General features: G+C 69.0%; 13 protein-coding genes and 4 pseudogenes. 5 read left to right on the top strand and 12 right to left on the bottom strand.

Annotation, left to right across the window (positions count from 1 at the left end; all coding sequences use genetic code 11):
- Positions 1–1070 precede the first annotated feature (1070 nt).
- Complete coding sequence (locus JGS39_RS24590) at positions 1071–1508, bottom strand: NUDIX hydrolase (protein WP_219571629.1); 438 nt, start codon at positions 1506–1508, stop codon at positions 1071–1073.
- A gap of 30 nt (positions 1509–1538) precedes the next feature.
- A pseudogene (locus JGS39_RS24595) lies at positions 1539–1664 on the bottom strand (SDR family oxidoreductase); the annotation flags it as partial.
- A gap of 326 nt (positions 1665–1990) precedes the next feature.
- Here JGS39_RS24595 and JGS39_RS24600 point away from each other — a divergent pair.
- Entirely contained in the window at positions 1991–2215 is a 225-nt protein-coding gene (locus JGS39_RS24600; protein ID WP_267047436.1) for a hypothetical protein, read from the top strand.
- Positions 2216–2477: 262 nt separating this feature from the next.
- Here JGS39_RS24600 and JGS39_RS24605 read toward each other — a convergent pair whose 3' ends face one another.
- The 4 genes and pseudogenes from JGS39_RS24605 to JGS39_RS24620 all read right to left on the bottom strand — a co-directional run bounded on the left by JGS39_RS24605 (position 2478) and on the right by JGS39_RS24620 (position 5819).
- Positions 2478–2831 carry a transcriptional regulator gene (locus JGS39_RS24605; RefSeq protein WP_219571631.1) on the bottom strand — a complete coding sequence of 118 codons (354 nt, stop codon included), beginning with the start codon at positions 2829–2831 and terminating at the stop codon, positions 2478–2480.
- Between the two features lie 688 nt (positions 2832–3519).
- Positions 3520–3659 (bottom strand): annotated as a pseudogene (locus tag JGS39_RS24610) (IS5/IS1182 family transposase); the annotation flags it as partial.
- A gap of 103 nt (positions 3660–3762) precedes the next feature.
- Entirely contained in the window at positions 3763–4629 is an 867-nt protein-coding gene (locus JGS39_RS24615; protein ID WP_219571632.1) for a DUF3592 domain-containing protein, read from the bottom strand.
- An 80-nt stretch (positions 4630–4709) separates the two neighbouring features.
- Positions 4710–5819: a hypothetical protein gene (locus JGS39_RS24620; protein WP_219571633.1), complete on the bottom strand. Its 1110-nt coding sequence runs from the start codon at positions 5817–5819 to the stop codon at positions 4710–4712.
- A gap of 126 nt (positions 5820–5945) precedes the next feature.
- Here JGS39_RS24620 and JGS39_RS41020 point away from each other — a divergent pair.
- The 3 genes and pseudogenes from JGS39_RS41020 to JGS39_RS24630 form a co-directional block, all read left to right on the top strand.
- Positions 5946–6178, top strand: a pseudogene (locus JGS39_RS41020) (DUF234 domain-containing protein); the annotation flags it as partial.
- Between the two features lie 373 nt (positions 6179–6551).
- The gene (locus JGS39_RS24625; protein ID WP_308120664.1) at positions 6552–8459 is read left to right on the top strand and encodes a PP2C family protein-serine/threonine phosphatase; all 1908 of its coding nucleotides are present in this window, start codon (positions 6552–6554) and stop codon (positions 8457–8459) included.
- The gene (locus tag JGS39_RS24630) at positions 8456–8920 is read left to right on the top strand and encodes a response regulator (RefSeq protein WP_219571634.1); all 465 of its coding nucleotides are present in this window, start codon (positions 8456–8458) and stop codon (positions 8918–8920) included. The genes JGS39_RS24625 and JGS39_RS24630 overlap by 4 nt, the downstream gene beginning before the upstream one ends.
- On the opposite strand, the gene JGS39_RS24635 is transcribed toward JGS39_RS24630, so the two are convergent.
- The 6 genes and pseudogenes from JGS39_RS24635 to JGS39_RS24655 all read right to left on the bottom strand — a co-directional run bounded on the left by JGS39_RS24635 (position 8905) and on the right by JGS39_RS24655 (position 14328).
- Entirely contained in the window at positions 8905–11187 is a 2283-nt protein-coding gene (locus JGS39_RS24635) for an ATP-binding protein (RefSeq protein WP_219571635.1), read from the bottom strand. The genes JGS39_RS24630 and JGS39_RS24635 overlap by 16 nt on opposite strands.
- A 129-nt stretch (positions 11188–11316) precedes the next feature.
- Complete coding sequence (locus JGS39_RS24640; protein ID WP_219571636.1) at positions 11317–11757, bottom strand: DoxX family protein; 441 nt, start codon at positions 11755–11757, stop codon at positions 11317–11319.
- An 81-nt stretch (positions 11758–11838) separates the two neighbouring features.
- Positions 11839–12273 carry a YdeI/OmpD-associated family protein gene (locus tag JGS39_RS24645; protein ID WP_236063364.1) on the bottom strand — a complete coding sequence of 145 codons (435 nt, stop codon included), beginning with the start codon at positions 12271–12273 and terminating at the stop codon, positions 11839–11841.
- Positions 12274–12600: 327 nt separating this feature from the next.
- Positions 12601–13245 carry a VOC family protein gene (locus JGS39_RS24650; protein WP_219571641.1) on the bottom strand — a complete coding sequence of 215 codons (645 nt, stop codon included), beginning with the start codon at positions 13243–13245 and terminating at the stop codon, positions 12601–12603.
- A pseudogene (locus JGS39_RS41025) lies at positions 13245–13346 on the bottom strand (AraC family transcriptional regulator); the annotation flags it as partial. The pseudogene JGS39_RS41025 and the gene JGS39_RS24650, both read right to left, overlap by 1 nt.
- Positions 13347–13596: 250 nt before the next feature.
- Complete coding sequence (locus tag JGS39_RS24655; protein ID WP_219571637.1) at positions 13597–14328, bottom strand: alpha/beta hydrolase; 732 nt, start codon at positions 14326–14328, stop codon at positions 13597–13599.
- A 157-nt stretch (positions 14329–14485) separates the two neighbouring features.
- Between JGS39_RS24655 and JGS39_RS24660 the strand changes: the two genes are divergently transcribed.
- Positions 14486–14852, top strand: a 367-nt coding sequence (locus JGS39_RS24660) for a winged helix-turn-helix transcriptional regulator (protein WP_219571638.1), incomplete at its 3' end; no start/stop codon positions are given.

The raw sequence follows: 14852 nt of genomic DNA on the forward strand, positions 1-14852 counted from the left end.
CGAGTTCAATCTCAGTAGTTGAGGATCGCGCCTGCTGTCAGGGTGCGGATAGAAGCCGACGATCGCTGGGGAAAATGTTGCCGCCGCTTATCCGCTGGCCAAGACCGAGCGATGAGACCAGGGTGACGAGCATCCGAACCAGCCACAGCTACCGCCCCCACAGGCTCTCCGGGGCCCCGTAGGGGCAGGTATGACCGCCCCTGACCGATCCGGCTAGAACTACGGACCAGAAGGTTTGTGAGGGGGTGGGTGCGGAGCCATTCGGCGTCCTGGGACCTAGTCGTCCGGGGACCCCCCTTGGCCGCCGTGCTCTTCGAGGAGAGCATCGAACCGGCGCATCTCTGCTGGGGAAGCTAACAGTCACCACTGACAACGCCCATCCTGCTGAGTGCCCAAGTGCGTGACGCCAGCAAGACACAGCAGCGATCAACCACGCACGTCAGTGGACCATCAGCGCAGGTATCGGGCACAGCAGCCCAAGAAAGGCGAACATCCCAAGTCGCTTCGGGGCGAACAGCCCGCCGGCACCTGGTCAGGCCCCATCGAGAGGACATACGCCACTACTATGGCCCCGTTGATGGGGTCGTCCGCACGGTAAAGGGCGGGCCCCGGGGTGCGACATGGGCCGTCTGCCTCATCGTCTGACCGCACCAGATGCGCACCAGATGCGCACCAGATCGAGCGGTCAGCCGCGGTCAACGCCGGATTGCCGATACCGAGGTAGACCCTCCGCAGACTCGTTCCCTCGCAGGTCAGGCGCCCATCCAGGCCAACGCGAACGGTGATTCCCAAGCTCAGAGCGCGAGTTCGATTCTCGTCACCCGCTCTTTGATCAGGGCCCTGGTCGGAGACCAGGGCCCTGATGGGCGTTCAGGAACAGAAGCCGATGCCCCGGCTGGTCCAGTAGCAGCGCCGCTCGACCCGAGGAGACGCGGGCCGGGCTCGTCTCCCGTTACTACGCCCCGGACGCGCGGCATCGAGGCGACGTTGAGCAAGTAGCGCGTACGGACGCCATCGGGGCCGACTCATCTCAGAGGCGGCCCAGATGGCGTGCCGGCGCACTCGACGGCTCAGCGTGATGCCCCGGCTCCGAGGCTTCCCGCATTGATAGCTCCCCGTAGGACGTGGGCGATCTCCTCGGGCTTGAGCTCGATGCCGTCGAGCCCCTCCATGGTCAACGGAATCTCCTCCAGCGCGTACTCGCCGCGGCCTTCGGCGCTGAACTCGGGACCGGTGCGGTCGTCGAAGGACCAGGTCGCGATGCGGGCGAGGTAGAAGAGCTGACGCTCGTCGTCGGACTCCGTCGTGTGGAGGAGGCGGATGATGTCGACCTTCCCTGCGATCTCCTCGTGGATCTCCCGGTGGAGGGCCGCCTCCCGGGACTCGTCGCTGGGTTCGACGCCGCCGCCGGGCAGGACCCAGTACTCGGGGATGCCGGGCCTGGTACGGCGGATGACCAGCATCGTGTCGTCGGCGGTGACGAGGACGGCGCGGACTCGTTCCATCATTTCGGTTTGTCTCCTTGCTTGTTGGTCGTCTCAGTGCAGCAGCCAGCCACCGTCGACGTCGACGGACTGCCCCGTGATGAACGAGGCGGAGGGGCCCACGAGAAACGCCACCAGGGCCGCGACGTCCTCGGGCCGGCCACGGCGCGGGACAGACTGGCGCTTGCGCGCGGCCGGAGGACCAGATCACTCCAGCCGTAGATCGTGATCTTGCTGGTGGGGACTGCTCATGACGCTCTTCGCAAATGGCAATGACCGGACTTCCGTGATGTCACGGTTCGCTCAGCCTCGGCCATAGCAGATCCCCGGTTGGATCACCGGTGCGCCTATACGGGTCGCTTCCGGGAGTCCCCCGAGCGAAAGATGCTCGGTGGGGGTAGGTCGCTTCGCGCAAGGTGAACTTGGGATCTGTGAGGAGATCAGCTGTGTACGCAGTAATTCGGCGTTACGAAGGAGTGACTGACTCTGCCGAGGCGGGGCGCCGAGTGGATGAGGGATTCGTGCCTCTCCTCCGCCGAGTCCCCGGATTCGTGGCCTACTACTGGGTGGACGCCGGGGACGGAGTGATGGTCTCTACCAGCGTCTTTGAAGACCAGTCCGGGGCCGAAGAGTCGATCGAGCGGGCGGCGGACTTCGTAAGGGACAACCTCGCGTCGCTGCTCCCCAACCGTCCTCAGGTCACGGCCGGCATGGTTGTGGCTGCTGGGTAGCGGCCTACGAAGGGTGCCGCTGAATCCCAGCCACCTCCACTCCGACGACCTGGCCCTTCACGAAACTCCGGCCAGAGCCTCGGAAATGGCCAGGCATGCTCGTTGCCCCGCGTGGTTCGTCGTTCAACAGACCACGCGCCTGTGGCGACGACTGCCGGACAGCGGGACGTCAGCCTCCGTGCGGAGGGCGGCAGCCAGTCTTCACGTGCTGAGAGGCAGATCGAGTCGAACGGTTCTCGGTGCCGAGCGCGGATCGGTTGAGTCAGCCGGCCTGGCGGTTCGCGTCGGCCTCGTGCTCAGCGGCGGAGCGGGCCGCCGCTGCGACTGCCTGGAGCGCGTCCAGGTGGGCGGCGAGCGCGTTGCCACCCTCAGGAGTCAGGGCGAGCCAGGTTCGGGCTTTGCGACCGGCACGTCCCTTTTTGACGTCGATGTAGCCAGCTTCTTCGAGCGTCTTGGCGATCTTGCTCAGTGCCGAGTCGGACAGTTCGCATCGGTCGCGTACGAGCCCGAAGTCCGCCTCTACGCAGCCGGAGAGGAATGCCAAGACAGCCAGTCGGCTCGGATGATGCATGAGCTCGTTGAAGCCCGCCCCGTCCACGATCCTTTCAGCGGGCATGGGCTCCCTCAGGGCCGGGAGGCAGCGCCCGGTTGCGCCGTGCGAACAGACTCGAGGCCGCCGCGGCGCCAACGACAGCGGGTACGACGATGCACGTGGCGTGACTGCCGCCACCGAGGCGACACACTGCCCAGACGGCAATACACAATGCGCAGAGCCCCACCGCCTCACCCACGAGCCGTATGTTGCGCAGGCGTTTGGAGGGGGCATCCCTCACCCCTGTGACCTGGACACTCATCCGGCGGATCAACCACGCTATGGGCCAGGTGAGCAATGCTCCCGGCAGCGCAGCGAGCGGTACCTCCCGCGTGGCGGCAAGCGCCGCCACGTCCACGCCGACGAGCATGCCTGCCAGCATCGGGAACCAACCCGGTGCCCGTCGACCCCGCACCCCGGCACGAATCGACTCCGCGCGAGCCAGCGCGCCCGCCGCCTGGGCCGGGGACACCTCCACGGACTGTGATTCGCTGCCATGAGCACCAAGGGACACGAGACCGCACGACCTTCCCGACAGCAAGACGATGAGGTTGCCAGCATGGCACATACTTTCCTAGCCGGAAAGTCGCTTGTCTGACTCGAGAGGCGTGGCCACCCGCAGTGACATTGACGGGGAGATCCAGCGAGCAACAGTGGAGACAGCCCTGAGCAAGGGGTGTCCGTTTTCAATGAGCGCCATCACCGAGCGTTTTCAGCGGTGCCTCTCCAGGGTGAGGACGGCTTCGGTGATGACGCTCATGCGCTCATGCGGTTGGGGCCGATGCGGGATCTACGGAAGAGCCGCCAGGACCTGAGCCGCGCCATGCGTCGTTCGACGGGTGCACGGGCCGTGCGTCGGCTTTGCGGCACGACGAGGGAGTGACCGGCGATTCGGCGGCGGCTGTCGCCTGACGTCGTGCCGGTCGCGGGGCCGGCTCGTCAGGGGCGGTGGGCGTCAGCCCGCGATCAAGATCCCTCCCGCCACGGCCGCAGCGACCCCCACGAGAAGGGCCCCGACAGCGAACGCGATCTCGCCGACGCGGGAGCGGTGTTCGGCGGCGAGGTCCGGGGTGAAGACGACCGGGTTGTCGGGGCAATAGTGGATCGTGAGGTCCCGGCCGCGCGAGCGGGCGGGATCGCTCAGCCCTACGGTGCGGTAGGCGGTGACGGCGGTGCCGTCGTGGGTGGTGAAGGCGACCACCGGGGTGTGGCTGGTGGCGGTTTCGCCGTCCTCGTCGACGGTGACGTCCTTCAGTACGGCGATGACGCGGCCCGGGACCGGGCCGCCGGAGGCGAGGCCCTCGATGCGTAGGCGTGAGTCGCGTATGGCCCCGGGCAGGTAGGTCGCGCCCAGCAGCGTCCAGGGCACGCCGAAGCCGATGAGGGCCCACGGCCAGCCCCGGTCGACCGAGGCGACGACGACCAGCCCGACGTAGATGAGGAAGACCGCGAAGTTGGGCCAGCCGAGGCCGCTCCGTCCGGCGTTCGGGTCGGTGGTGAAGCGGTAGGCGTGCGGGCGGCCGGGAGGGTAGCGGATACCGATCTCCTGGCCCGTCCAGGCCGTGCTGATTCGGTCGCCGCACTCGCCGTCGTTGGTGACGGTGAACTCCTGCCCCGTGGCGGGATCGCGGAAGGTGACGACCACGGCGATCCCCTCGCGTCCCGAGCTCCCGTGCCGGGGCTCCGTGACCCGTTCGATCCGGCCCATGACGCGGACCGCCCGCTGGCCGCGGGTCACCCCGGCCAGCGACCGTCCGTATCCGACGAGCGCGACGACGCCGAGGACGATGCACCACAACGCCAGATATCCGTGCCAGCCCATCCGTGCTCCTCCTGGTCCTAATCGCCTGCCCCGCCCGGCTCACCCGTCCGTTCCGTTCGGGCGCCCGTCCCGTCCGTCTGTCAGCGCGCCGGGACGCGCCGCACGATCTCGCCGTGGCCGTTCGCCTCCAACGAGGCGACGCCGTCGGCGCCGGCCACCCCGACTCTGAGGGTGAGGGCGCCGGACAGGCTCTCGGCGGTGAGCTGCCAGGTCTGCGGGGAGCGGACGCCGAGAGTGGCTCTGGCCTCCCGGACGAGGGCGGGGATGCGCGGGTAGGGCAGCGCATCCAGGTCGAAGCCGGGTGCCTGCGAGCCCACAGGGGTGAAGACGACGGTGAGCAGGCGGTCCTGCACGACGACGGTGAGAGCCTGGCGCTTTCTGCCCTCGCCCTTGGTGAGCGAATCGACCGCCCGACGCAGCCGGCCCTCGTCGAACAGGGACTGTCCGGGGCCGAGGGCGACGGTGCCGGACGCGGCCGAGACGATCGTGGTGGACGAGGTGCCGGGCTCGGCGGGCCCAGCGGCCGAGGGGGGCCGGTCGGAATGGTCTTCCGGGCCGAAGAGGTCGGCCCGGAAGGCGAAGACCACGCCGGCCGCGCCGAGCAGCAGGGCGAGGAGGGTGAGGTAGCCGCCGACGGTGCCGTCCGAGGGCCGCTCGTCGGTCAGGGCCGGGCCGGGCGCTGAATCGATGCGGGCAGCGGTCGCGCGGTCCTCCCATTCCGGTGTCGGGCGCTTCACCAGCTTCACCGCCCACGGCTGGTGCGGTGGGTACTGGACGACGACGATGCCGCCTGGTTTGTAGTCGGGCAGGTCGACGAGATTGACGGGCTGGGTGGACTCGACGCGGTACGCCGGTCCGCCGTCCGGGGCGACGGTGAGGTCGAAGCGGACGGGCACGTCGCTGGTCTCCCCGCCGGTGGCGCGCAGGCTCTCGATCTTGGCGAGCGTGGTACGGGGGACGATGGCCGCCTCGCGTGCGCGCTCGGGCGCCCCAGCGGCGAGGACCAGCAGTCCGTAGGCGATGGGGACGGCCAAGCCGCCGACCAGCAGGGGAACGCGTTCGAGGACAGTGCCGACGACGAGTGCGGCGAGCGAGCTCCCGATCACCGCGCCCGTGAGGATCCCGCGGGCGAGGTCGAGGGGGGTGCGGCGCGTCGGCAGTGCGCTCGGAGGGGCCGGCGTGATCGTCATACCGAGATTGTGGCGGCCCGGGCCGCGGCCCGGTAGGCGTCCGGGCGCCTTTCTCTCTCCCCCCAACGGCGTTTCCAGGGGCGGATGTTGTCACCTCCCAGGCATCACAGGCAGGTGGCCGATTACAGGGCCATCGAGCCCGTCATCCGCGAAGCCTTGTGGCGACTTGGCTCCGACGACGGACAGCTGCCTGGGGGCACCGATGCGATCGGCGGCTACTGGACCCGCACCAACGATCCGGAGATCGACATCGTCGGCGCCGACCGCGCCCCCATCGCCAAGAGATCACCCTCGTGGGTTCGGTCAAGTGGCTGGAGAAGAAGCCCTTCGACAACCGCGACCTCGCCCGCCTTGTCACCAGGTATCGATACGACACTCGGATCCGATGAGTGTCAGCCTGTTCCTGCAGGTCAGGCCGCACATCGATGCCCGAGCGCCGGTTGCTTCCCAAGCTCGGAGCGCGAGTTCGATTCTCGCCACCCGCTCCACGCAGTACCTACGAAAGCCCCAGGCCAGCGGCCCGGGGCTTCCTTGTTGTCCGGGCCGCGCGAGGCGTTCCGTGCGCCTTGACCGACCTGGCCCCAAGACCGCCGCCCTTGCCGGCGCAGCTGCAGCCGTCGCTTCTCTGACCGACCAGTGGCTCCAGGTCGTGCCCGCTACATGCCCGACCATGCGCGGTCCGGGCGGACGGAACGGGCGGTGTGACGGGCGAGGGCGGCAGGGGCGACGGCTGTGGCGGTCGCCCTCGGGCGGTCTCTTGCCAAGCCCCACCGAGACCGCGCCTGGAGGCGCTCAGTCGCGGGGTGGCATAGCGTTTCCCATGACGGGCCGGGGCCGACAGTGGTGATACGGAACGGCGGATCAGCGTTGGAGCAGCACGAGGGCAGGGCTTCACGTCAGGCGGATGACGGATGGTGGTCAGGCCGTCTGCACGAGCTCTGGCACGTCGCCGAAACGGCACAGGACGTGACGGGGCTGGCCGATTCCCTCTACGACATGCTGCTCCGCATGCCCGGCGTGCTCGCCGTCGTGGGTACCCGCTGGAGCGGCGGGCTGCTGCACTATCTGCGTCGTGTCACCGTGGCGGAGCCGACGGCATCCCTCGTGGAAATCGAACGGGATTACGGCGAATCCGGCGCCGCCGGGGCTCCGGACGGTGATCCGACTGTCACGGTTCACGAAGTGTCGGAACTCGACGGCACCATGCCCCACGTCCAAGTGCTGGTGGCGGCCGGCACGCGGAGCCTGGCCGAGTGTGCCGTGCCGCTGGGGCAGGGCGGCTGGGCCTCGTTCATGGTCGGGACCGCGGACAGGGACACCATCGATGTGACGCTGCGGACCCGGTTGCAGCAGGTGGCCGAGGTTGCCATGGTCTCGGACAGGCGCATCACGGCGCGCCGCGCCGACGAGGTGCGTCAGGTGAGTGACGCCTTTCTGGCGGAGGCGTCGTTGCAGATGGATTCGAGCCTTGATGTGAAAAGCACCGTGCAGCGGGTGGCTCGCACGGCCGTTCCCGCCATCGCAGAGGGGTGCGTTCTGCATCTTTGTCTCCCCGAGGGACTGAAATCCGTGTCGTTCGCGCACATGGACGCCGGTGACCAGCAGTGGCTCGGCAAGGTTGCGGCCGAGGACACCTGGCTGACGGAGGCGCTGCGGCAGGTACTCGGCAGCGGGCAGGCACTGGCGCTGAACGGTGAGGGGCTGCGAGGGGGGCCCTTCGGGCCGGCCTCGTCCGGGGCGGGCCGCGCCGTGCGGGCGATCAGTGTGAACCCGCTCAAGGCCCGGGGCCGGGTCCTGGGCACCCTGACGTTTCTCTACCATCGGGTGATCGTGGCCGAGGGGGCCTCACAGTTCCTTGCCGGTCTGGCCGACCGGGCGGCGTTGGCCATCGACAGCAGCACCCTGTACGAACAGCGGCGCCGCCACGTGGTCTCCCTCCAGCGGCATCTGCTCCCGAGAGAGCTGCCGCGGATTCCGGGGATCACGCTGAGTTCCGCGTACGAAGTGGGTGACGTCTCGCTCGATGTGGGCGGTGACTTCTACGACGCCGTCCCGGGGGCGCAGGGCGGTGTGACCCTCCTCCTCGGTGACGTCTGCGGGCGCGGGGCTGAGGCGGCGGCGCTGACAGGCCTGGCCCGTCACACCCTGCGCACCCTTATCGAGGACGGCAGTACGCCCGAGCACGCGCTGGAACGGCTGAATCAGGCCCTGGTCAGGGAGGACACGTCCCGCTTCGTGACGGCGCTCGTAGCGGTACTCGTACCGGACGGAGAGGGGTTTCGTGTGCGCTACTGGAGTGCCGGGCATCCGGCGCCTCTGATGCGGCGTGCGGATGGCACCGTGGAGGAACTCGTCGCCCACGGAGATCTGCTGGGCGTGCTGGAGGACATCGAGTACGGATCCGGATCGGTGCGCATGGCGCCGGGGGACGCGCTGGTGATGTTCACCGACGGAGTGACCGAGGCGAAAGCGGCCGACGGGACCTACTTTGAATCGCGTCTGCGGGACGAGGTCACCCGGACGGGTGCCGGTGAGGCCCAGGGGTTCGCCGAGCGGCTGGCAGAGGCTGTCGTGGAATTCCGGGCGACGGGTGCCGACGACATCGCCGTGCTCGTCGCACGGGCGGAGTCCACCGGATGAGCGGGCCCGCCGGGGAGCAGAGGATCGATCACGACCTCGTCTGGGTGGTCGAGGATTCGGCGGAGGACGCCGAGGCCATTGCACGGGCGCTGCGTCGCACCCATCCGGGTCTGGCACTGGACTTCACCGACCGCGGGACGGGATTCGTCGAGCGGTTGCTGGGAGCCGCCCGCCGGCCGGGGCTCGTCCTTCTGGACCTGAAGCTGCCCGGCCCCAGTGGAGCCGACGTGCTGCGGTCGATCCGCTCCCGGCCCGAACTGGACGGCGTGGCCGTCGTCGCCTTCACCTCGTCCACCGGGCCGGACGAGGTGGACACGACGTATGCGGCAGGCGCCGACAGTTACATCTACAAGCCGGTCAACTTCGAACTCTTCAGAGCGGTACTGAAGGGGGCTGTCGACTACTGGCAGAGAAAGGCGAAGAGCGGGGACGAGGGCCCTGGCGCTCAGCCGCCCTCCTGACCCAGGGTGAAGAAGAAGGCGGTCCCGCGGCCCGGTGCGCTGTCGAGCCACAGCTCGCCGCCGTGGCGCTCGACGATCCGTCTGACGATCGCGAGCCCCACGCCGGTGCCGCCCCCGCGCTCGCCCTGCCCGTGCAGTCTGCGGAAGAGCTCGAAGACCTCGCGCTGCTGGTCGGGCGGGATGCCGATGCCGTTGTCCCGGACCACGACGGTCTGCTGTGGAGGCCCGCCGGCCGGGGGGCGGAGCATGGCGACCAGGACCTCGACCGCGCGATCGTCCCGGTCGGAGGCGTACTTGGCCGCATTCACCAGGAGGTTGACCAGCACTTCGTAGAGCCGGGCCTCATCGGCGTACACCTCGGGCAGGTCATGTCGGACGACCCGCACGTGGGCTTCGGCCAGGCGTTCGCCGGCCACGTCGAGCGCGGAATCCAGTACGCGGTCCAGTGGGACACGGGTACGGTGCAGCCCGCCTCGGCCCAGTCGGGCGAAGTGCAGCAGCGAGTCGAGCAGGTCGTCCATCCGGCCGGCCAGTCGTCGCATGGTGTGCATCCGGCGGACGGTGGTCGCGTCGAGCTCCGCACCTGCGTCCTCGATGACGAAGGTCGCGGCGTTGGAGATGCCTCGTAGTGGTTCCTTCAGGTCGTGAGCTACCACGTGAGCGAATGAGTCGAGGTCGGAGTTGCTGATGCGCAGCCGTTCGTTCAACGCTGCCAGCTCCGCCTCGTGCCGGAGTACGACTCCTGTCAGCGTGCGCCAGAGCTCGTGCGCGGTGGCACGGTCGGTGGGCGTCCAGGGCAGGCACTGTCCATGTACCACCGCGCGGAAGACCGCACCTGAGCCGCGAGGGGTGAGCCGTTCGCCTCGCGGTCCGACCTGCACGGGCCTGGAAGGGTCGGTGGCCCATTGGCGGGCGGTCGGACGGGCCTCACGGAACCAGGCGAGGTAGTCGCCCGAGCCGCTCAGCGTCACCATCAGGACCCCTGCCGGGCCGTCTTCCGCCAAGTCGTCCGGAGCATCCGGCTCCTCCGACAGGCGGTCCGTACTCCAGACCGTGCCGGGTGCCGGCCCGGCCGCGCGTACCCGAAGGGCCTCCAGCAGGGCGGGGGGAACGCTCATCCCGCTGATGGTGCTGTGGCCACCGCGGCAGAGCACCGCGCCGTCGGCGTGCAGCAGGTCTCTGAGGGCGTCGTCACCCGCCAGGAGCGAGTCCTCCAACTCCGACGTGACCCGGGAGATGATCCGGCCGAGGCGCTCGCGCGATGCGGTGAGCGCCTCGGCCTGCTCCCGTTCCTCGATGACCGCGAGCTGGAGGGAGAAGGCCACACCGAAGAACTCACACGCCGCCCGCATTTCCGGGGGGATGGTGACGGCAGCGTATCCGTGGCAGGCGATCAGCCCCCAGAGCTCGCCTTCCCGGAGGACGCTCACCGACATCGACGACTTCACATCGATGTTCCGCAGGTACTCCAGATGGAAGCCGGACACCGTGCGCAGCACGGAGTTCGACAGGTCCAGTGGCAGGTCCGAACCGGCTCGGAGGGGAGGGTGCAGACCCACGCTGGTGTCGTCCACATCGGCGATCACCCGGATCCAGTTGTCGCGGTAGAGCCGCCTGGCCTGGGGTGGGATGTCACTGGCGGGGAACCAGAGCCCGAGCCAGGGCTCGCGCCCCTCGGTGACGTCCTCGGCGACCACCTCTCCTGGCCCGTTCTCCCCGTCGAAGCGGTAGGCGACCACGCGGTCGAAGCCGGTCAGAGCCCGGATCTCACGGGCGGCCGCCTGGCAGCATTCGACTGCTGTCGTCGAGGACCGCAGACGCGTCAGAGCTCGCCGGACCGCCTGGTAGAAGTGCGGGAAGTGTGGTGCCGCGACGGCGCGCGACTCGTACTCCAGAACGACCAGAGGCCCCTGCCGGTGCGCGGTCACGTCGAGCATCCGGGGGGCGCCCGCCACATCGACGGAGACGGGGAGAACCAGGCCGGCCGCATCGTGCTGAGCGCAGACCTGGAGCGCCTCGGCCCAGTGCTCGGGGGACAGCACCCGCGTGATGGGCCCTCCGACCAGCTCCTCGGCAGCAATTCCCAGCAGGCTGAGCGTGTTCAGTGCTGCGGTGTCCACGGTGCCGGTATCGGCCTCCACCGCGAGCAGGGTGCCGTGGGACTGGATCATGCCCAGCCGGTGAATGGGCTCCCGGACGCATACGCTGAGGTCGAAGCCGATGGCCGCCGCCGCTTCGGCCTCGCGTTCCGGTTCCGGTAGGGACATCTCTTCTCCCCGCACAGAGTTCTCGGCCCGGCCTGATCGGCGTCCGTTTTGTCGCCATCCTTCCACGACGCCCTGCGGCGGAGGAGCTGCTGCGCGTGTGTGTGTCGTAGCTGGATGGCTTCCAAGGCGCTACGGCCTTGTCATTTCGTTGGATGGCCGTGGTGTTCCGGCTGTCGGCGCGGCAGGAGTCCGCAGGAGGTCTCGCCAGTCGGCGGGCCAGTTGGCCAGCGCGAGGACGCCCATGATGACGAGGTGGGTCGGCGCGGCCCAGCTTTCCACCGCCGGATCATGGTTGACGATGTGGGTGGTGACCGCGCCGGTGAGCACGAACATCAGCGTCGTGGCGCCCAGGAAGCGTGTTCGCTTGTCAGGGATCACCAGCAGGACGGCCGCCGCACCTTCCAGGGCACCGACCACGAAGCGCATCCAGGACGGGTATCCCCACTCGGCGAACTTCACGGAGTACGCCGAGCTGAATACCGTGTCGCCCGGCCAGTACTTGGTCACGGCGCCCAGCGCGAACTCAAAGGCCAGGAACCAGTACAGACCGGTCATGAGCCGCTTCGACATGATTGTCCCTTCAGGAGGAATTGGGCAGGGCGAGGCCTCCGCACGGCGATCACGCCGCCGCCGGAGTCTTGCTTTCGGGGGTCAGCCCCGCAGAGAGGTGATGGCCTTCTCGATACGCCGCCGGCGCGTCTCGGGCTTCTTCGCGCTCTCGATGGCGCGCACGTGCTCGCGCTTGCGGCTGTAGGCAAGGCTGTCGTACGCGGCGCGGGCGGCCGGTTCGTCGTCCAGAGCCTGGGCGAAGTCCGCAGGCTCGACGACGACGCGAGGCTCGGTGTCGAGCTCCAGCTCGACCTCGACCTCCTCGCCGATCTCGACACCGGCGGCCTGCCGGTTGGCGTTGCTGAGACCGAGCAGGTGGCGGCCACGCAGGAGGGCGACCCGGCTCTTCCAGGAATGCCCGTTGACCGTGATGGTCACCGGCGGCCGCGCGCCCCCGTCGAGTGCGGCTACCACCTCGGGCGGGACCTCCAGGCCCCGCATGGGCTCAGGTGGCTCGACGTGTGACCGAAACTTCATGGTGTTTCTCCTGTTGTTCTGCCGGAGTTCTGCCAACTGATCGTGGTTCCGTCCTGCCCGGCTCAGGGTGCCCGCTCCCACTTCCCCACCGGGACCATCGCCATTTCCTGGACGACCGGAGCAACGCCACGCCGCCCCGGGCGGCGGTAAGGCAGGAGATCACGACTACTCGGCGTAGGGCCGGCCGGTTCCCTGGGTGCTGCGGCCGAGGCTCCGGATGTAGCCGTCCGGGTCGGCGACGGTGCCGCCGTGCCCGCCCCACGGCAGAGTGCCGGCCGGCTTGAGGACCGCGGCCCCGGGCCTGCTGGGACTCCGCGTGGGGCCGCGCTACGCGACGGTCTCCCAGGCGAACCCGTCCAGGTCGGTGAAAGCGCCGGCGGTGCTGCCAAGGACGACGCGGTGCGAGCCTGTGCCGTCGACGGGAACGCCGAGGTCCTTGGCCAGGGCGCGGCGCTTGTACAGCGCCAGCTTGACGGGGCTGGACTGACCGGCGGCGAACTCGGCGTACTTGCCGCCGAAGCTCTTGGCCACGGTCAGGCCCCGGCCGACGTAGAACTGCCTGGTGGCCTTCACCGCCTCGACGCCGATCAGCAGGACGACCTCGTCGATCTCCCGAGTGTCGGGGCCGGTGTCGTTCTTCTCCGAGGTCGCGATCTTCCAGATCGTCCCGTCCGGGGCCTGGACGACGCCGCTGTAGCCCCACAGCGACTTCGCGGCGGGCTTCAGGACAGTGGCGCCGGCGTCCACGGCGGCGCCGAAGAAACCGTCGACGGTGGCCGGACCGGACACCGTGAGCGCCAGGGTGAAGCCGCGGAATCCGGTGGAGTGCGCCTCGGACGCCCGCAGGCTTATGTACGTGTCCACGCCGAAGGCGCTGTAGAAGCGGCGAGCGGCCTCGAGGTCGGCCACCTCAAGAGTGACGGACGCAAGGGACGTGACGGCTGCGGTGGAAGCTGTGGTTGCCATGACCATCACGCTAGGGGCTGTGCCGAGGCCGGTGCTTCTCGATTCCTGACCGGTCTCGAGACCAGCTTCGCCACGCACGCCGGCATCCCCTCCACCGTGATCGCCGGCCCCGCATCACGGGCCGCACCCGCAGCATCGGAACGGTCGGCCACCACAGGGCCGGACGATGCAGTCAGGACGAGGCCATCGCCGAACGTTCGGGCAGTTCAGTGACCGCGCGCGGGCCCAAGTGCAGGGTGATTCGCAAGCTCGGGGCGCGAGTTCGGTTCTCGTCGCCCGCTCCGGGCCCGACGGACGACGACCGCTCGGCGGGAACGCCGGTTCGCGTCAGGGGCCTGCCGCGGTCACGGGCCGGCGCTACCGAAGGGCCGATTCAAGGAGCAGTTCGCTCAGGTCCGACGGCATGGTGATCATGCAGTCGTGTCCGGTCGGCAGTTCCCGTATCCGCGCCGGCGAGCCGTTGGGCTGTGTCGCGGGGACGGGCCGCCGCACGATGCCTTCCGGCTCCGCGCCGACACAGTGGATGTGCGTACGCGGAACCGAGTCCACGGCAGGGTTGTCCAGCCGGGCCGGTTGCTGCAGGCAGCGCACCGGCTGGTCGGAGAGCGTCGCACGCAGCCACGCCATGTCCGCCGGGTCGGTGACCCCGAACAGGCCGAGGGGCGGCGGCAGCTCGGGCAGCGGCGGGATGCGCCAGGTGTTGCCGGACCCGGCGGCCAGGTCGATCAGGTTCTGGGTCATGGGCTGCACGTCGACGGCGGTCTCGCCGTGCTCCGGGACCATCGCGTCCAGGTAGACCAGATGCGCGATCCGTTCCGGTACCTCGTTGGCCACGGACGAGACGACCAGCCCCGCGTAGCTGTGGCCCACGAGCACCACCTCGGTCAGGTCCTCCTCGTGGATCAGCTTCACGATGTCCTCGACGTGCGTGTCCAGGCCCACCTCCGGGCCGAGCAGGTGCGCCTTGTCGCCGTAGCCGGTCAGTGAGGGCGCGAACACGCGGTGTCCGGCCGACTCCAGCAGCGGGACCACTCGATCCCAGCACCGGCCGCTGTGCCAGGCACCGTGTACCAGCAGAAAAGTTGGCATGGGGGAAAGTTCTTCCTCTTCGGGGCATGTAGGCACGAGAAATCAGGCGGTTCCTGTTCGTGCCTCAGTACTCTTCAGGAACCGAAATCATCGTGCTGCACCTGCCGTACCCGATCAATACGGCACATTGAGGTGCCCCGGTTCTCTGGAGGTAACCATGAACGGCACAGAGGGCGGCGCGTCCCGGGCGGCACTGCCGGAGGACCCGTGCCAGGTCCGTGAAGTGCTCGGCATCGTCGGCGACAAGTGGTCGCTGCTGATCGTGCGCCACCTCAGCGAGGGGCCGCGCCGCTTCTCCGAACTCAAGCGGGCCGTCGACGGGATCAGCCAGCGCATGCTCACCGTCACCCTGCGCGGCCTGGAACGCGACGGGATCCTCACACGGACGGTGCGCAGTGTCATGCCACCGCACGTCAGTTACGAACTCACTCCGATAGGCAGGGCCCTCCGCGGAGCCACCGCCCCCCTGCTGGAGTGGAGCATCACGCACCTGACACACATCGACGCCGCCCGCGCCGAGTACG

The organism is Streptomyces poriferorum (assembly GCF_019399235.1).
Classification (GTDB): domain Bacteria; phylum Actinomycetota; class Actinomycetes; order Streptomycetales; family Streptomycetaceae; genus Streptomyces; species Streptomyces poriferorum.